This is a genomic window from Blastocatellia bacterium (genome assembly GCA_035573895.1).
Classification (GTDB): Bacteria; Acidobacteriota; Blastocatellia; order HR10; family HR10; genus DATLZR01.
The window spans coordinates 1-17,487 of the sequence record DATLZR010000003.1; the positions used below are offsets into that span (position 1 = coordinate 1).

21 protein-coding genes are annotated in these 17,487 nt (G+C 60.6%); 6 read left to right on the top strand and 15 right to left on the bottom strand.

The features are described 5' to 3' along the window. Positions 1–801 (bottom strand): thiolase family protein (locus VNM72_00195; protein HXF03818.1); only part of this gene is annotated, 801 nt, incomplete at its 3' end. Between the two features lie 343 nt (positions 802–1,144). Here VNM72_00195 and VNM72_00200 point away from each other — a divergent pair. Further along, positions 1,145–2,488 (top strand): acetyl ornithine aminotransferase family protein, encoded by a 1,344-nt coding sequence (locus VNM72_00200; protein HXF03819.1) that lies wholly within the window; start codon positions 1,145–1,147, stop codon positions 2,486–2,488. 97 nt (positions 2,489–2,585) lie between these two features. On the opposite strand, the gene lgt is transcribed toward VNM72_00200, so the two are convergent. From lgt to VNM72_00240, 8 genes are all read right to left on the bottom strand, one after another. Continuing rightward, a complete protein-coding gene (gene lgt / locus VNM72_00205; GenBank protein ID HXF03820.1) occupies positions 2,586–3,422 on the bottom strand; it encodes a prolipoprotein diacylglyceryl transferase in 837 nt (278 codons plus the stop codon). A gap of 28 nt (positions 3,423–3,450) precedes the next feature. Next, positions 3,451–3,969: a signal peptidase II gene (gene lspA / locus VNM72_00210; protein HXF03821.1), complete on the bottom strand. Its 519-nt coding sequence runs from the start codon at positions 3,967–3,969 to the stop codon at positions 3,451–3,453. Continuing rightward, a complete protein-coding gene (gene ileS / locus VNM72_00215) occupies positions 3,966–6,740 on the bottom strand; it encodes an isoleucine--tRNA ligase (protein ID HXF03822.1) in 2,775 nt (924 codons plus the stop codon). The genes lspA and ileS overlap by 4 nt, the downstream gene beginning before the upstream one ends. 204 nt (positions 6,741–6,944) lie before the next feature. Beyond that, complete coding sequence (locus VNM72_00220; GenBank protein HXF03823.1) at positions 6,945–7,472, bottom strand: hypothetical protein; 528 nt, start codon at positions 7,470–7,472, stop codon at positions 6,945–6,947. Positions 7,473–7,538: 66 nt separating this feature from the next. Continuing rightward, the gene (locus VNM72_00225) at positions 7,539–7,847 is read right to left on the bottom strand and encodes a YtxH domain-containing protein (GenBank protein HXF03824.1); all 309 of its coding nucleotides are present in this window, start codon (positions 7,845–7,847) and stop codon (positions 7,539–7,541) included. Positions 7,848–8,082: 235 nt separating this feature from the next. Further along, on the bottom strand, positions 8,083–8,598 hold the full coding sequence (locus tag VNM72_00230) for a hypothetical protein (protein HXF03825.1): 516 nt from the start codon (positions 8,596–8,598) through the stop codon (positions 8,083–8,085). After that, on the bottom strand, positions 8,592–8,978 hold the full coding sequence (locus VNM72_00235) for a hypothetical protein (GenBank protein HXF03826.1): 387 nt from the start codon (positions 8,976–8,978) through the stop codon (positions 8,592–8,594). Before VNM72_00235 ends, VNM72_00230 begins: the two co-directional genes overlap by 7 nt. 176 nt (positions 8,979–9,154) lie before the next feature. Continuing rightward, positions 9,155–9,643 (bottom strand): hypothetical protein, encoded by a 489-nt coding sequence (locus VNM72_00240; GenBank protein HXF03827.1) that lies wholly within the window; start codon positions 9,641–9,643, stop codon positions 9,155–9,157. Positions 9,644–10,062: 419 nt separating this feature from the next. Here VNM72_00240 and VNM72_00245 point away from each other — a divergent pair, with 419 nt between their 5' ends. From VNM72_00245 to VNM72_00260, 4 genes are all read left to right on the top strand, one after another. Continuing rightward, positions 10,063–11,763, top strand: a complete 1,701-nt coding sequence (locus tag VNM72_00245; protein HXF03828.1) for a GMC family oxidoreductase — start codon at positions 10,063–10,065, stop codon at positions 11,761–11,763. Positions 11,764–12,067: 304 nt separating this feature from the next. Further along, positions 12,068–12,670, top strand: coding sequence for an OmpH family outer membrane protein (locus tag VNM72_00250; GenBank protein ID HXF03829.1), 603 nt, complete (start codon positions 12,068–12,070; stop codon positions 12,668–12,670). 123 nt (positions 12,671–12,793) lie between these two features. After that, positions 12,794–13,444, top strand: coding sequence for a DUF1080 domain-containing protein (locus tag VNM72_00255; protein HXF03830.1), 651 nt, complete (start codon positions 12,794–12,796; stop codon positions 13,442–13,444). A gap of 24 nt (positions 13,445–13,468) precedes the next feature. Further along, positions 13,469–13,774, top strand: a complete 306-nt coding sequence (locus VNM72_00260; protein ID HXF03831.1) for a hypothetical protein — start codon at positions 13,469–13,471, stop codon at positions 13,772–13,774. A gap of 140 nt (positions 13,775–13,914) precedes the next feature. Here VNM72_00260 and VNM72_00265 read toward each other — a convergent pair whose 3' ends face one another. From VNM72_00265 to VNM72_00290, 6 genes are all read right to left on the bottom strand, one after another. Beyond that, a complete protein-coding gene (locus tag VNM72_00265) occupies positions 13,915–14,079 on the bottom strand; it encodes a hypothetical protein (GenBank protein HXF03832.1) in 165 nt (54 codons plus the stop codon). A 6-nt stretch (positions 14,080–14,085) separates the two neighbouring features. Then, positions 14,086–14,802 (bottom strand): cytochrome c biogenesis protein CcsA, encoded by a 717-nt coding sequence (gene ccsA / locus VNM72_00270; protein HXF03833.1) that lies wholly within the window; start codon positions 14,800–14,802, stop codon positions 14,086–14,088. Beyond that, a complete protein-coding gene (locus tag VNM72_00275) occupies positions 14,799–15,539 on the bottom strand; it encodes a heme exporter protein CcmB (GenBank protein ID HXF03834.1) in 741 nt (246 codons plus the stop codon). The genes ccsA and VNM72_00275 overlap by 4 nt, the downstream gene beginning before the upstream one ends. Then, complete coding sequence (ccmA, locus tag VNM72_00280; GenBank protein ID HXF03835.1) at positions 15,487–16,185, bottom strand: heme ABC exporter ATP-binding protein CcmA; 699 nt, start codon at positions 16,183–16,185, stop codon at positions 15,487–15,489. Before ccmA ends, VNM72_00275 begins: the two co-directional genes overlap by 53 nt. Before the next feature lie 96 nt (positions 16,186–16,281). Next, positions 16,282–16,410 carry a hypothetical protein gene (locus VNM72_00285; protein ID HXF03836.1) on the bottom strand — a complete coding sequence of 43 codons (129 nt, stop codon included), beginning with the start codon at positions 16,408–16,410 and terminating at the stop codon, positions 16,282–16,284. A 79-nt stretch (positions 16,411–16,489) separates the two neighbouring features. Further along, positions 16,490–16,894, bottom strand: coding sequence for a cytochrome c maturation protein CcmE (locus VNM72_00290; protein ID HXF03837.1), 405 nt, complete (start codon positions 16,892–16,894; stop codon positions 16,490–16,492). 407 nt (positions 16,895–17,301) lie between these two features. Here VNM72_00290 and VNM72_00295 point away from each other — a divergent pair. Next, the coding region (locus VNM72_00295; protein ID HXF03838.1) for a hypothetical protein at positions 17,302–17,487 on the top strand (186 nt) is incomplete at its 3' end.

Consider the following 17,487-nt stretch of genomic DNA (forward strand, 5'->3'; position numbering starts at 1 on the left):
TCGGCGCCCGGCTGCCTGTTCCGATAAAACGACAACCGCCGCGGCCCCATCGGTGATGCCCGAAGAATTTCCCGCCGTGATCGTTCCTCCGGGGCGAAAGACCGGGGTCAGCCGGGCGAGTCCCTCCAGCGTTGTGTCCGGACGAATATGTTCGTCCTCGGAGACCGCGCGCCTTCCTCCCCGTCCGTCGCTCACCTCCAGCGGAAGAATCTCCTCGGCGAATCGCCCGGAACGACGGGCCTGAGCAGCGCGCTGTTGACTCCGCCAGGCATAGGCATCCTGCTCCTGGCGCGAAATCTCGTACTGCTCGGCGAGAATCTCGGCCGTCTCTCCCATGACGAGATGAGAGAGCGGATCGAGGAACCCATCCTTATACATGGCATCGGTAAGCTGATCGTGACCGAGTCGCAATCCCCACCGCGCCCGTTCGATCAGATAGGGAACGCGACTCATGGATTCAGTTCCGCCGGCTACGACGACGTGGGCTCGACCGAGAGCGATTTCCTGAGCCGCCAGCAGGATCGCTTTCAGTCCCGAACCGCAGGCCATATTGACCGTGTAGGCCGGGCGCGTCTCCGGGATCCCGGCGCGATAGGCGATCTGGCGAGCCACATTGGGGCCGACACCCGCTTGACGGGCGCAACCGAAAATCAGTTCGTCCACCTCCGAGGCCTGGACACCAGCCCGGCGCAAGGCTTCGACGACAACCGCCACTCCGAGATCGGCGGCCGTTGCTGTCGCGAGCGCCCCGCCAAACTTCCCAATCGGCGTCCGCACAGCTCCGGCAATGTACGCGTTCACCGTCACCCCTCCGCTCTCTCTCCTGAACGAAGGGGAAATGCTAGCACAGGCTCACCGCTTCCCGGTAGGGAGAGGGCAGCACGGGCAAGTTGTCACGTCCCGGAATCGAGCACTCCACCGGCGTCCTTTCCCGCCGATAAAAATGCCGACGATGTGTTTGCCAGGAGTCTTTGTCTCCTGATATGATAGGCCCCGGTATGACCTTGAGCGTCGAAAGATTCTGGTACAAATTCACGCCCCGAAGGGAGCGAGCCAATCTTTTTGCCGGCTAATCGGACCGGTCTGATCGGCCAGACCAATCGAATTCATCGAATTCATCCCGGTAATTTTCGAAGGAGGTTGTATGGACCAGACAATCATGCTGCCGAAAATTATCACCGATTTACCGGGCCCCAGAGCCAGAGAGATCGTCGAGCGAGACGCGCGGGTTGTCTCCCCCTCGTACACGCGCTCTTATCCGCTGGTGATCCAGCGAGGCTCTGGAGCGATAATCGAGGATGTGGACGGAAATCTCTTCCTCGACTTCAATGCCGGCGTGGCCGTCTGCGCGACCGGTCACGCGCATCCGCGTGTTGTCGAAGCCATCACGCGGCAGGCGAGAGAATTCATTCATCTGGCTTCGGCCGACTACTACTATCCTCACCTCGTGGAACTGGCCGAGAAGCTCCAGCAGGTAACGCCGGGCGATTTCCCCAAGCGCGTCCATTTCGGGAACTCGGGTGCGGAAGCCATCGAATGCGCTTTGAAAGTCGCCCGCTATGCCACGCGGCGGGAGAAGTTCATCGCCTTCTACGGCGCCTTTCACGGGCGCACGCTGGGCGCCCTCTCTCTGACCGCGAGCAAGGCGGCACAACGCCGCGGGTTCGGTCGGCAGGCGCTCGATGTCACGCACATCCCGTATCCCAATCCCCTGCACTGGCCTTACAAGGGGAAGAGCGAGGATGTGGGCGTCGAGTGCATTCGCTTCCTCGAAGACGTCGTCTTCAAGACGTCGGTTCCGCCGGACGAAGTCGCCGCCATCGTCGTCGAACCCATTCAGGGCGAAGGCGGATACATCGTTCCTCCGCGCAGCTTCTTTGAAGAGCTTGACCGGCTCCGTCACAAGTACGGACTGCTCGTCATCGTGGACGAAGTGCAATCGGGGATGGGACGGACGGGGAAACTCTGGGCCTGCGAGCATTTTGACTTTGTGCCCGACATCCTGACGGCGGCCAAGGGGATCGCATCAGGTCTTCCGCTGAGCGCCACGGTAGCGCGGGCCGATCTCATGAACTGGCACGCCGGAGCGCACGCTTCGACTTTCGGCGGGAACCCGGTGGCTATTGCAGCCTCGCTGGCGACATTCGAGTTGCTGGAAGGCGGATTGCTCGACAACTGCCGCGTCATGGGCCAGCGGTTGCTCGAGGGATTGAGGCGCATCGCCGAGAGGCACAGCGACTGCATCGCCGAGGTTCGCGGATTAGGCTTGATGATCGGCGTTGAGTTCGTCACCGATCCCGAGACGCTCGATCCCGATCCCGATCTGCGCGACCGCATCGTGTGGGAATGCTTCCGGCAAGGTCTCGTCGTTCTCGGCTGCGGGGAATCCACGGTGCGCTTCTCCCCACCGCTGGTCGTCACGGCGGAGCAGGTGGATTTCGCTCTCGCTGCTTTTGAGCAAGCCATCACCCGATGTCGGACGGCTTAAGAGTGAGCGCGCCAATCCGGTGACGAGAAAGACATCTGCCGCCTGAACCGAAGACGTGCTGCTCTCGCGTCGGACCGAGAACGGCTTCGCGCCGGCGTCAGGACGGCCGGGGAGCCGATGAGGCGTGAGTATTTGCGTCTGCGGGGGATCCGCCCACCGCCGTCGGGCGGGACTTCAGCCGGAGGTAGAGGATCGTTGCCGCCAGGATGGTCACCACGGCGATGAATTGCGAGGTCGAGAGCGGCCCCACCCACCCCCGCCAGTCATCGCGCACAAACTCAATGAGGAATCGAGCCGCCCCATAAACGATGGCATAGAGGAGAATGAGCTGACCGGGGAAGCGGCGCGTCTTTCTCCGCTGCAACAGCCAGAGGAAAATGAGCACCGATGCCGCGGCTTCGTAGAGTTGCGTCGGGTGCAGGCGCATGGCCGTGGGCGTCCCGACAAAGAGGCGAGCCGCTTCGGGAAACTGCACGCCCCACCAATGCGTTGTCGGCTTGCCCCAGCAACAGCCCGCCGAGAAGCAGCCGAGTCGCCCAATCGCCAATCCTAACGAGACCGCGGGAGCAAAAGCATCCGCAACCTTCCACCAGGAAAGCGCGTGCCGACGCGCATACCAGAGCGCCGTCGCGATCCCGGCCAAAAATCCCCCGTAGTAGACGCCTCCGGCCTGCACCAGTTGAAGCGAAAACAGCGCCTGCCAGTTGCCGCGAAAAGATTCCCACTCGGTTATGACCATCAGCAGGCGCGAGCCGATGAGCGAGCCGATGATCACCGCCACGCCCAGATTGAAAATGCGCGCCCGATCCATTCCGTCCTGCTCGGCGTGGCGCATGGCCACCCACAGACCGATCAGAAAGGCCGTCGCTTGAAGCACGCCGTAGGTGTAGACGGTGATCTCAAGATAGGGGATGCGAAAAAGCTCCGGATGCACAGCTTATCCTCCAGAGAACGCGGCGACATCACCTGTTCTCATCGGTGTTCACCTGAGATTCCAGCGATGATCCGCTGGAGCGAAGGGCGTCGGCGATGAGAATGAGGGCGCCGATGCTGATGGCCGCGTCGGCGATGTTAAAGGTCGGCCACTTGAACTCCCCGATGGTGAAATCGAGAAAATCCACCACCGCTCCTCGGAAGAGGCGGTCGGTCAGATTTCCCAGCACGCCGCCGAGGACCAGCGCCAATCCCCAGTGCGTGAGCTTTTCGTTGACCGGCGTGCGCAGGGCGTAAATGGCAATGCCGGTGGCCGCAATGAGCGAAATCAGCGAAAGCACCAATCGCCCGCCATGTCCGGCATCGGCGAACAATCCCCAGGCAATCCCGGCATTCTCGACGTACGTGAGATGGAAGAAATCCGGGATGAGGGGCACCGAGGGATGCTCCCGCAGCGCTTCGGCGAGCCGCTTGGTCACCTGATCGGCCAGATAAACGCCGAGCGTGAGGATGAGATAATGAAATCGCGCTTTCACCGTCGTACTCACATCCCTGCATTCGCTTCCAGCTCTCGAAGCGTGGCGAGGCAGCGGGCGCACACGGTGGGATAGCGATCGCTCTGACCCACGGTGGGAGAATAGTTCCAGCATCGCTCGCACTTTTGTCCCTCGGCACGCACCACGGTGATGCGAAGACCATCGCCCTCGGCCCGTTCCAGCACCACCTGCGACGTGATGAAGACGCTCGCCAGGTGATCGCGAAAGCCGGCCAGGAAGTCATACAGCTCGCCGCCCGCCGCCAGAATCACTTTGGCTTCGAGCGACGCTCCGATGAGTTTCTCCATTCGTTTGACTTCCAGCTCCTTGAGCACCGCGCTGCGAATCTCCAGCAGTCGCCGCCAGCGAGAGAGGAGATGAGGATCGCGCCACTCGTGCTCCAGCGGAGGAAATTCCGCCAGATGAACCGACGGAAGTTCGACGCTCGCGCGACCGGGAATCTTGCTCCAGATCTCATCGGCGGTGAAGGCCAGGATCGGAGCCAGCAATCGCGTCAATCGGTCGAGCAGATAGTAGAGCGCCGTCTGCGCCGACCGCCGACCGTGCGATTTCGGCGCGAACGTGTAGAGCCGATCCTTGAGGATATCGAAGTAAATGGCCGAGAGTTCGACCGTGCAGAAGGCGTAAAGCGTGTGGAAGACGATGTGAAACTCGTAGTCCTCGTAGGCGCGGAGGACTTTCTCCTGGCGCTCGGTCAGTTCGGCCAGGATCCAGCGGTCAATCTCATACATCTCGGCCAGCGGCACGGCATCGCGGGCGGGATCGAAGTCGTAGAGGTTATTGACGAGATAGCAGGCCGTGTTCCGGATCTTCCGATACGCCTCAATGAGCCGGGTGAGGATTTCGTCCGAGATGCGGACATCTTCGTGATAGTCCGAGGCCGCCGCCCAGAGACGGAGAATCTCGGCACCGCTTTTGCTCACGACTTCCTGGGGCTCGATGACATTGCCGCGCGATTTGGACATCTTCTGACCCTCGGCATCAACCGTCCAGCCCGAGGTGATGACCGTGCGATAGGGGGCATCGCCTTTGACTTCGAGCGCCACCATGAGCGAGGAATTGAACCAGCCGCGAAATTGATCGCCGCCCTCCAGATAGATATCCGCCGGCCAGGGCAAGCCGCGCCGCTCCAGAACGGCGAGGGAACTCGTCCCTGAATCAATCCACACGTCGAGAATATCCGTCTCCTTTCGGAACGTGGTGGCCCCGCAGGCGGGACAGCGCGTTCCGTCGGGCAAGAAGTACTCCGCTTCTTTCTCGTACCAGACGTCCGCGCCCTCCCGCTCAAAGATGTCGGCGACATGAGCGATGATCTTCGGATCGGCGAGAATGGCTTCGCAGCGGTCGCAATAAAAGACGGTGATGGGAACGCCCCAGACGCGCTGGCGGGAGATGCACCAGTCCGGGCGCGTCCGAATGGCATTGCGCATCCGCTCCAGTCCCCAGGCGGGGATCCAGCGCACGCGCTCAATGGCTTCCAGGGCGCGCTGGCGAAGCCCCGTCTTCTCCATCGAGATGAACCATTGAGGCGTCGCCCGGAAGATCACCGGATTGTGACAGCGCCAGCAATGGGGATAGGAGTGGGTGATCTCTTCGCTGGAGAGCAAAGCGCCGATTCGCTCAAGATGGGCGATGATGGCGGCATTGGCCTCGAAGACCTGCATTCCGGCAAAATGAGCGACATCCGACGTGAAATGCCCCCGCGCATCTACCGGCGAGTACACCTCCAGTCCATACCGTTGACCGATCACGTAGTCCTCATATCCATGACCGGGAGCCGTATGCACACAACCGGTACCGGCATCGAGCGTGACGTGATCGCCGAGCATCAAGAGCGAAGACCGATCGAGCCAGGGATGACGGGCGTGCAGGCGATCGAGTCTCCAACCGGGGAATGTGGCCACCGTTTGCGGATTCGTCCAACGGCATTTCTCCGCCACCGCGGCCAGTAGCTCTTTGGCGACGATGAAGACGTCTCCATTGACGGCGACGGCGCTGTACTCGAATCCCGGGTTGAAGGCAATCCCGAGATTGGCCGGCAGAGTCCAGGGAGTCGTCGTCCAGATGACGACCGAGATCTTCCGTCCGGCCAGCGCCGGATCAATCGCCGCCGGATCGCTCGCCAGAGGGAACGCGACATAGACGGACGGACTCCTGTGGTCTTCGTACTCGATCTCGGCCTCGGCCAGTGCTGTCTGACAGTGAATGCACCAGTGGACCGAACGAAGCCCCTTATAGACGCTGCCCTTTTCGATGAAGCGGGCAAGGACGCGCACGATGTCCGCTTGATAGGCATAATCCATCGTGGAATAGGGATGATCGAAGTCACCGAGCACGCCCAACCGCTGGAACTCTTCGGATTGCGCCTTCATGTAGTAGGCGGCGTGCTGACGCGCCTCGCGGCGAATCTCCACGAGCGACATCTGCGCTTTGCGGGCACCGAGTTTTTCATCCACTTTGATCTCAATCGGCAGGCCGTGACAATCCCAGCCGGGAATGTAGGGACATAAGTAGCCCATCATCGTGCGCGACTTGACGATGAAATCTTTCAAAATCTTGTTCAACGCATGGCCGATGTGAATCGGCCCGTTGGCATACGGCGGCCCGTCATGAAGGAGGAAGACGGGACGGCCGCGCCGCGATTCCAGAATCTTCTCATAGAGGCGCATGGCGCGCCAGGAGGCCAGCCGCGCCGGCTCGCTCTCGATGAGGTTGGCCCTCATCGGCAGAATTTTCGCCGGTAGATTAATGGTCTGTTTCAAATCCAGAGGTGCCTGAGATGACATTGGCCGTTGCACTCTCCTGAAAAGAGCTTGCCCACGACACCCGCGACGCGACGCGCGTACCGGGGCGAAGGGACGTCAAACCAGACACTTCTTCGTCCTCTTACCTGCCTGTGACCCATCTCGCTACCCTCAGCAGGGAGAGGGGATTCAGAGGCGGGACTGTCGGGCCCCGTTCGCCCGTCAGATGAAGAGTTCCTCTTCCTGATAGACGCGGTCAACCGGTTTTCGGCGCGTGAAGAGATAGGACAGGGCCCGCCGGGTCGCGTGCACCAGATAATGAAGCTCTCGCACCGGTTCGAGCACCTGTTTCTGAATGATCTCGGTTGTCTTATCCACCCGCTCGGTCGTGCGGGTGACCAGATCATCGAGGCGCTCGATCTGGTTTCTCACCGTCAGCACGGTATCCCGCATGAGAGCCCGCAACTCCAGCGCCTGCACGTGAACCAGATCGGTGACCTCACCTGTCGTCGTGGCAATGGCCCGGATCATCGGACGGGCTTCGGCGGCCAGCGCCGAGATGACATCGCGCAAATCGCCGAGGACGCCCCGGGCATCATTGATGATCGGCGTCAGCCGGTCGTTCATCGCCCGCGACTGAGCAGCCACGGTATGCAGCGTCTTATTGATGCGCCAGAGAAGGACGATATTCGAGACAAAGACGACGATGACCGCTAGAGCGACGACCCACTCAAAGACCGCATGTCCCACGATTGTTCTCTGCCTCCGCAAATCGGGGCGTGCGACCCGATCCGGGCGGATCTCACGCTCCCTTGATTATCCCTCCAGAGATTCGGCCTTGCGCTTTTCCTCCCGGTAGGCCTGTTTGCCAGCTTCGACGGCGGCGGCGAGCCGCTCCTTGCTCCGACTCACCGTCTCTTTGGCCTCTTCGACCAGCTCTTTGGCTTTCTCCCGCGCCGTTTCATAGGTCTCGCCGGCTTTTTCCAGCCCCCGCCGGGTTCGCTCTGCAATATCTTCTCTCAGTTCCTTCCCGGACTTGGGGGCGAAGAGCAACGCCACCACAGCGCCGAGTCCGAACCCGATCAAAAAGTACGTCAGCTTATTGGCTCCATTCTCCTCGGCCATAAGTGCCTCCGTGATTTCAGATGTCAGTTTTAGAGTTTAATCGCAGTCACAGACCGGGTCAATGTTGGCCACGAAATTCCCTCCGAGGTGCTCGCTGTGTCAGAAGAAACTTGTGCAAATTCGAGCACTTTCGCTGGCAGCACGGCGAGGGGAAAGAGGACGAGAGGCTTCGACACGGGTCAAAGGAATGCTCGGCCCCCTTGATGCGGAGATTCGGCGGCCCGGCGAGAGCGCGTCAGTCGCCGCTCAGTCGGCGTTCCAGTTGAACCACATCCGGAATGTCATCAACATCGAGCAAAAGCTGATTGAGGCGGTCCACGTCCTGGATCTCTCGAATGCGAGCCTCGACCGTCGCCGGGACATCCGAAAATCGCTTGCGGATGTGCGCCAGCAGGGCGTTTTGCAGCGCCACCCGCTGGCCCTCTTGCAGGCCCTGCTGCAGGCCCTCCTCGATCCACATTTGAACGATGCTCGAATCACGTAATTTTTCCGGTGCAATAAACATGCCTTCCCTCCCAAGGAGTTCTAACAGTTGCTCCCGAGAAAAGCGCAATCCGCCGAGCACAATCAAATGGCTGAACAGATCGCGCCGGAGTTGCTCATCCTCCACCTGAGCGGCTTGCTCCAAACATCGGCGCAACACGTCGGGAGCTTCCTCGGTCTCCAGCTTCATCAGCGGGACGAAGGCGAGCAGTCCCGTCCAGCCGCGCTCGAACACCTCGCGGTAGTCCATCTCCCACAACTTCACCACCGAAAGTGGACCTCCAGCCGCAATCCCCCGGCCACGATGTGATGGCCATCGGGAATCAACGCGGGCGCATCTTCGGGCATGAGCACCAGCAGCACGCTCTGGACGGGCAGCCGATATTTCTCGTACAGCCGCACCGCATACCACAGCATGCGCTCCGGGACATCGGGTTTATAGCGAGTTTGTGATTCCAGGTGAACCAGAAAACGATGGCTTCCGCGCTCCACCTCATAAAGCTGATCTACAAACAAGGCGGGCACTCCGACCTCTCGTTCCAGCGCAGTGACGCGGTCGCCGGGAGCGATTTGACCGAGCCACAACAGTAACTCCCGCCCATAGCGTTCCGCCAGAAGCTTGAATGTACGATCATACGGTTTACTCATGACCGACACCACGCCCTATTGTACTCAGTTCTTGCATGCGGGGACAACAACGAGGGTTATCAACGGGGAGGAGATCGCTCGAAGCCGCTGGTGGATTCAGGCTGGCGACGACTTGCCGGCTGGACCCTCGTCGCCCGCCCCTTGCTCCAATCGTGCGGTCGAGGAACTCCCCAGACTCAGCGTCGGGCCCGAGCCGTCCGGCTCACCGGGCGCGTGGCCTGATAGATTTTCAAGAGGATTTCCTTTCGCGCCCGGGCTAACTGCGATTGGGCGCGCGCTCGCATGATGGCGATCTCCTGATCCCCCTTGATCCCCCGCGCCGCCATGAATGCCTTCACACGGGCGATCACAGTGGCATCCTCCCGCTCGATCATCCAATCGGAGACGAACTGGCGCAGATGCTCAACCTGATCGGCTTGCGTGAGGAGAGGCCGGGCCTCCGGGTGGTTGAGGATATGCTCGACGAGGTCACGGCCCAGTTGCGCCGTCTCCTCGACCCAGATGGAGCAGGCCTCGGCAATGGGTCCCGGTTGAATGAGCCGCCAGTCTCCGCCAATGCCGTATTTCTCGTTCAACCGGTTCAACCGCTCTTCGGCGCGCGCCTGTCGTTTCGGCCACTCCGATTGAATGTACGCTTGTGCGAGTTCGACGAGTGATGTGCTCATCTGCCTTCACTCCTTCGTGCGGGGTACCTGTCCACGACGGATGGAAGCCCACGAGAAAATCGAAGAAATCGCCATCCACCGGACCGATTCTCGCTCCTCGTGTGCCGCATACGGAGCCTTATTTGTAGCACAGGCTCCGCACGGGGTGAAAGGTCCCGGAGCGATGACTCTCTCGACTCGGAATCAACAGGGTTGAAGCGTCCGCCGCGTTTTCCTATGATAGTGCCGTATCCATGAGCGGGACATTCGACCAGAAGGCGGTGAGGCCAACCGATCATCAAGTGGTGGCCGCTCCAAAAGGCAGGCTAAAGTGGAGCGGGCAAGCCATTTTCACCTTCTCTGCGTGCGGGGAGCGAATCGCTCCCCAAGATGTTCACCGCGCACGCGGGCGTCTATCCTGATGGCGGAGGGAACCGACGATGGCGAGAACACCCATCTACGACGCGATTGTCATCGGCTCGGGAGCGACCGGCGGCTGGGCCGCCAAGGAGCTGACCGAGAAGGGCATGACGGTGCTGCTCCTGGAAGCCGGTCGGATGCTCGATCCCACCAAAGATTTTCACGAGCACACCTGGCCTTATCAACTCCCCTATCGGAACATGGTGAGTCAGCAATGGCTCTTCCGCGAGCGCCAGCCGATCCAATCCAAATGTTACGCCTGCAATGAGTACAGTCACCACTTCTTCGTGGACGACATTGACAATCCCTACACCACGCCCGAGGACAAACCCTTCGATTGGATTCGCTGTCGTATTCTCGGTGGACGGACCAACGTCTGGGGCCGGCAATCCTATCGTCTATCGGATTACGAGTTGAAGGCCGCCAGCCGCGACGGATACGGGGACGACTGGCCGATCAGCTACGCCGATCTCGAGCCTTATTATGATAAGGTCGAAGCCTTCATCGGCGTCAGCGGATCGCTCGAAGGACTGCCGCAGTTGCCCGATGGAAAATTCCTGCCGCCGATGAAGATGACCTGCGCTGAGATGCAGCTCAAGCGGGCCGTCGAGAGGCAGTGGAAGGATCGTCGCGTGATCATCGGGCGAGCCGCCATTCTCACGGCTCCGCTTCACGGTCGTGCTCCCTGTCACTATTGCGGCCATTGTGATCGGGGGTGCTCGACCTGGTCCTATTTCAGCAGTCCGGGTTCGACGCTCCCGGCAGCCCTGAAGACGAAACGGCTCACCATCCGCACGAATGCCGTCGTCAGCCACATCCTTGTGGACACCAACACGGGGAAAGCCAAAGGAGTCGCCTTCATTGATCGTCTCACCAAGAAAGCGGGAGAGGTTTTTGGTCGCGTCATCGTGCTCTGCGCGTCCACCATCGAGTCCACCCGCATTCTGCTCAATTCGGCGACCCGACAGCATCCCGCGGGATTGGGTAATTCGTCGGGCCTGCTTGGTTGCTACCTCATGGATCATATCTACGGGATCAGCATCTCCGGCATCGTGCGCGGCCTGGAGAAATTCCCCTCCAGCGGCGACGACGGACGGGCCAACGGAATCTATATCCCGAAGTTCCGCAATATCACCGAGCGACATCCCCGCTTCATTCGCGGCTACGGCATTCAAGCTGCCGCCCAACGGGGATTGATCCCGCCGATGATTAAATCCATCCCCGGCTTCGGCCTCCAGTTGAAAGAGATGATCCGCGAGGCCAAGGGGCTTGTGCCGTTCTGGATGAGCGCCTTCGGCGAGATGCTTCCCCGACGGGAAAACCGCGTGACGTTGAACCGGGACAAAAAAGATGCCTGGGGCATTCCCGTCGTCCACATCGAATGCACCCACTCGGACAATGAACGCGAGATGGCCCGCGACATGCTCGAATCCCTCAAAGAGATGGCCCACGCGGCGGGATTCGAAATCGTGCGCGAGAACGATCGTCCTGCTCCCCCCGGACTGGCCATTCACGAAGTGGGAACGGCTCGCATGGGCACCGATCCGAAAACCTCCGTCCTCAACAAATGGAATCAGTGCTGGGATGTGAAGAATCTGTTCGTGACCGACGGGTCGTGCTTTGTCACCAGCGGCTGTCAGAATCCCACGCTCACGATGATGGCCCTGACGGCTCGCGCCTGCGATTACATCGTCGAAGAATACCGGCGAGGAAACCTCTAATGGGGGAAGGGTCTCTTCGTCCGATCCGCCGACTCAGGCCGTTCGGTCCTGAGGCGGAAAATTTCCCTCTCGCGTCGCACCGACACGTGATGGCATCCGGTCGCGTCCTTCCTCTGTCCGAACGCGGGCAACAGCTCGCTATGTTACAATTTCCCGCCGGGAATGCCTCCAGGAGAAGCAACACTGTGGCTGATCGGTGAGCGTCGGAGAGCATTCCGCCCGCACGAGGACAGGGCCAGACGAAACCATCAGCACACGGTGGCCGGGCATTCCTTGACCGAGATGAAACAGGGAGGAGGGAATCATGATGAAACGAGAATTCCTGGTGGCCGCTTTGAGCCTGGTTACGGTCGTTGCCGGTTTGACCATCCTCGCCCATCAGCAACAATCTCCACCGGCGCAGACGCCGACGAGCCAACCCCTGCCTCAACCCGCCAAGATCGCCATCATTGATAGCCGGACCTTCGACGACGAAGGGGGCATCCAGCAACTGCTGCAACAGATTCAACGCACGGAAGAATCGTTCCGCGAGCGCACGGCCGCGCTCCAGAAACTTCAGCAAGAGGTCCAAAGTATGCAGCGCGATCTTCAAGCGCAGTGGGCCAATCTCACGCCCGAAGCTCGCCAGCGACGACAGGATGAGCTGGAGGAGAAACAACGGCGGCTGCAACGTGACAGCGAAGACTATCAACGCGATGTCGAGCGAGCCTTGCGCAGAGCCACCGATCCCATTCGGGAGAAAATTTTCGTCTTCCTCACCTCTTATGCCAAGACGCGCGGCTACACGCTCGTGCTCGATCAGGCCGTGCTCAGTCAGGCGGGGGCCTTGCTCTACATTGATCCCAGTCTCGATGTCACACGCGACTTCATCACCGAATTCAATCGAGCTAACCCGCCCTCGCGGTGAGCCCGTGCGATCTCCTCGCCGAGCGGAGAAGTCCCTTCCTGGAGGCAGGCGGCTTCCGCCCGGAAACGATAAAAAGATCGCGTCATTTCGCATCTTTTCGCGCTCTCCTTTCGGGAGGACACCATGACAAAGACAATACTGGTGAGCACACTCATAGGAATGAGTCTCTGGGCCTGGACGGGCGGAATCGGTCTCGCTCCGATTCTGCTCGCTCAATCCGAGAAAGCCGATCAGCAGGGATGGATCTCGCTCTTCAACGGGAAGGACCTCACCGGTTGGAAGATGGCCGGGCCGGGACACTTCACCGTTGAAGACGGAGCGTTGCGCACGCACGGTGGAATGGGACTCCTCTGGTACAGTCAGCGCACGTTCCGCGATTTCATCCTTCAGGTGGAGTGGAAGGTCACGCGACAGAATGACAACTCCGGCATCTTCGTTCGCTTTCCCGATCCGGGAAACGATCCCTGGATCGCCGTTCGCCAGGGGCACGAGATTCAAATTCAGGACGACCGCGATCCGACGCATCGCACCGGAGCCATTTACAACTTTGCCCCCTCCACGAAAGTCGCCTCCAAACCGGCCGGTCAGTGGAACCTCTTCGAGATTCGCGTCGTCGGGAAAACCTATACGGTCACCCTCAACGGCGAAACCGTCTGCCAGTGGGAGGACACCGGAGGCCGTCCGCTGGAAGGATATATCGGCCTGCAAAATCACGATGAGAAGTCGGTCGTCTACTTCCGCAACATTCGGGTGAAGGAAATCGGGGGGAGATGAATCTCTCCCCTCGCGGAGGAAGCCATGGACAAAGAGGCTACAGCCGAACGTGCGACTTCTTCGGGGCGGTCACGGATTCGCTGGGTGGTCGCGGTGGGGGTGATGGGTTTGCTCGGTGCGCTCGTTTATTTGAGCCTCTCCTCAACCGCCGTGGAGTGCACCGTCTGCGTGACCTTCAACGGGCGGACGGAGTGCCGATCAGCGCGCGCCACGACACGCGAGGAGAGCATCCGAACGGCCATCGCCACTGCATGTGCCCTGCTGGCCGCCGGCATGACTGAATCCCTCCGTTGCGAGCGCACGCCTCCCACGAGCGTCGCCTGTCGGTGAAAAGCTCAGCCGAGCAGGAGTCCTCGGAGATCGTTTCGTCTCTTCGACGACTGACCGGTCAGCGGTGGGCTCCGACCGACTCGCCCGAGCGGAGAGTGCCGGGGACGATCACCGGCGCAACAATCGGGCTCGGCGCGTCGCTACGACGCCGGTGTCGGGCCTGGCGGTGACTGCTCCAGACGTTCCAGCAGGGCTCGCATCTCAGCGACCTCACGCCGCAGCCGATGCTGGCGAACGGCCAGACTGACGAGATAGGCCAGATGGATGATCCAGGCCACGATCATGGCGATGACCAGATGCCTCATAGCCCCTCACTCTCCCCGTTGGGCGGCGAGATAGCGGAGACGCGCACGCAGCGTCTCCAACTCGACACGCTCCCGTTCCAGGCGATAGCGCCAATAGAAAAGGGTCACAAAGAGCAGAAGGAACGCACCAAAGCAGGCGTGAAGCGCCAGGAACATCTGAGGATCAATGCCCGATCCCTCCCCTCCAGCAATGACCGGACCCGGATGCTGTGTGCGCCAGAGCCGAATCGAGAGGTAGACAATCGGCACATCCACAAAGGCAAAGATGGCGAACACGGCCGCCAGGACGCGCTGATTCGGGGACTCGGCGGTGAATTGCCGCAGAAGCAAATAGCTCACATAGAGGAGCCACATGACGAAGGTCGACGTGAGTCGCGCATCCCATGTCCACCAGATGCCCCAGACGGGTTTGGCCCAGATCGGTCCGGTGATGAGATTGACGGTGTTGAACAGGACGCCCAGCTCGGCGGCGCTCACCGCCGCAGCATCCCACGTCAACTGCCGGCGTCGCAGATAGGCCAGAGACGCCACCAAAGTCACAAAGTAGGCGACAAATGCCGTCCAGGCGGAGCTGACATGATAATAGAAGATGCGCTGCACCGTTCCCATCGTGCGCTCCGTCGGAGCCCACAGCAACGCCGCGTAGACGCCTCCGATGAGCGCCGCCACCGTCACCCCAACAATCACTGACCACCAGCGCGGAAATTTTTCCTCCGTCCTCATGCGCTCTCCAGGACTGTTTTGAACAAAACGAGCGACAGGGTGGTGTAGATGAGGTCGAATCCGATGAGCATCTGAAGCCAGCTTCCGACCGATTCCTCTCCCAGCAGCAGCGATGCCGAGGCTTCCACCACAGCGATCAGTGCGGGGACCGAAATCGGTACGAGGAGGAGCGGCAACATGACTTCGCGGCTGCGCAGATTGGCCGTCATCGCGGCAAAGAACGTCCCGTTGATCACCAGCGCCCACGTTCCCAGAAGAAGGACAGACAGCGCCGCGCCGGCATCGCCTCGAATCGAGAGATCGAAGAAGACGAGGAACAGGGGAATGAGGACCAACTCCGCCGCCAGGAGAAAGAGAAAATTGGCCAGACATTTGCCGAGAAAAATCGCGCCCGGCGGCGCCGGCGACAACCGCAGCGCGTCGAGGCACTCGTTGACTCGTTCGCGGAGAAACGATCGGTCGAGAACAATCAGCCCGGCAAAGAGGAAGGCCACCCACAGGAGTCCACCCGCCATGCGTCGCTCGGCCTCCGTCGTCGGTTGAAACGAGAAACTGAAAATGACGATGACCAGCAGAGCGAAAAAGAGCATGGCATTGAAGGCATCGCGGGTCCGCGCCTCGCTCACGAGGTCCTTGGCTGTGATGCGGGCAGTTACCGTCCAGTAGTTCATCGTCCACCGGGCATCAGCCGCGAGTGACGGCGTGAGGCAGCTCCGCTGACGCGACGAGGCGAGCATCTTTTCTCTGATAGTCCAGGACGCGACCGCGCTCCAGAACCAGAGTCGCGTCGGCGATGTCCTCCAGTAAGTCCGTCTGATGCGTCGTCACAACCAGCGATTTCCCCTGCCCTCGCAGATGGGTCAGAAGCTGACGGGTTCGCTCCACGCTCCTCATATCGAGCCCGGAAAACGGTTCGTCGAGCAAGAGAAGATCGGGATCGGCCAAAAGAGCACGGGCCAGCGACAGGCGCTTCTTCTGGCCGTGCGAGAGCGTGCGCACCCGCCGATGCCGAAAGGCTTCCGCCTCCACCTCCTGCAAAACGCACTCGATCCGTTCGGATGCTTTCGCCCCCAATCCATAGAGCGCGGCATAAAATCGGAGATTTTCTTCCCCTGAGAGCTCATCGTAGAGCAACGAGTGGTGTCCGAGCAGAGTGAGACGGCGCTTCCCGTCCGGCGTCGGTCGCCGCTGGCCGAAGACGCTCACCGTTCCCGACGTGGGAACGAGCAAAAAGGCGGCAATGCGCAACAGCGTTGACTTCCCTGCCCCATTGTTGCCGAGAAGGGCAACGACTTCTCCCGGGCCGACGGTCAACGAGACCTCCCACAACGCCAGCGTCTCTCCGAAGAATTTCGAGACCCGCTCGAGAACGAGAGGCTGCATGCCGGCCGTCTCTCTCAGAGGAATCAATGGTTCACTCCCTCCACGAAAAACCCCATTTCTCCGCTCGCTCAGTCCCCTCCGAAACAGCCGCAGATGTCACGGATTTTTCTCCGCCAGAATCGGTGTCATCTGTGGCTTCTCTGTCATCATTTCCGGATAGGGCCGAAGCTCCATGAATAACTCCTCTCCAAAATTCTGGATGAAAAGTTCCCACGGATCCATCATCGGCGGGCACTTCTCATCCGCAGGCGATACTCACTTTTTTACGGGCGGAACCGGGACCAGCAATTTCTCTGAATCCCGATTACGTTCCCGCTCGCTTATATCCCCCTTCGGCTTCGTACTTGGAGGCGCATTTGGCCTGGAGCTTATGAGCCTGGAAGACGCCGTCAGCTCCCATCCGGCCATCCACCAGCGCTTCGGCCTCATCCTTGAACGTATCCGGGAGGGGATCGGTCCCGACATAGATGACCGGCAGCCGATCAGACCCTTGCTGCAAAAGGAACTCCACACGACGACCGTTGCGGCGAATCGAACCGGGGACGACCTGTCCTCCCACGCGCAATCGCTGACTCCGCACGCGATCGCCCATCCCCCGCAACTCGCTGACGGTGTAGTAATAGGTCTTGCTCTCGTTCATCCCCACGACCGCCAGCCAGGCCAGGGATCCGACAATGATCGCCGTCACGATTCCAATTTTCACTTTCATGCTTTCCATTGTCTCTCCTCCGAGAAATCCCTGGGAGCGCAGGCATCGCGCCTGCCTCGTTTCGCCGTCCGCGAAGCCGCCCGCTTGCACGGGCGTTCACAGGTTTTCATCACGCGTGATGAGCCCACAGCCTTCATGTCCCTCCGAACTCACCACGGATGGACACGGATCACCACGGATTGTCTCGCTACTTCCTGGTCCCCCGTATTTTTCCATCGTTTCCGTGCGGCCCTCCTGTGCTTCATCGAGCAACTCTTCCAGCAATGTCGCGCCGGTCCATACAAGCCGGCGGCGGTGAGCAAACGGGAAGGTCCGTGCGCCGTTTTCATTGCGCCCTGCATGGAAGCCCAAGAGATCACTTTGTTCCTTTCTCCGCCAGAGGAAGTCCGGCTTTGCCGGAGCGTCGGATGGCGATCAAACTGCTCACGGTGAAAAGCGCGCCCAGCAATGCGACGATGAGCCATCCCCGCTCATTCATCGGTCCGGGAACGACCTGGATGCTTCCCGGCGAAGAGGACGCTTCGTCGTCGTCCGAGGCGCTCACCGGCGGGGCCGATCCGCTGACGCTCCAGGCGACGGCTGTTCCCGCTTTC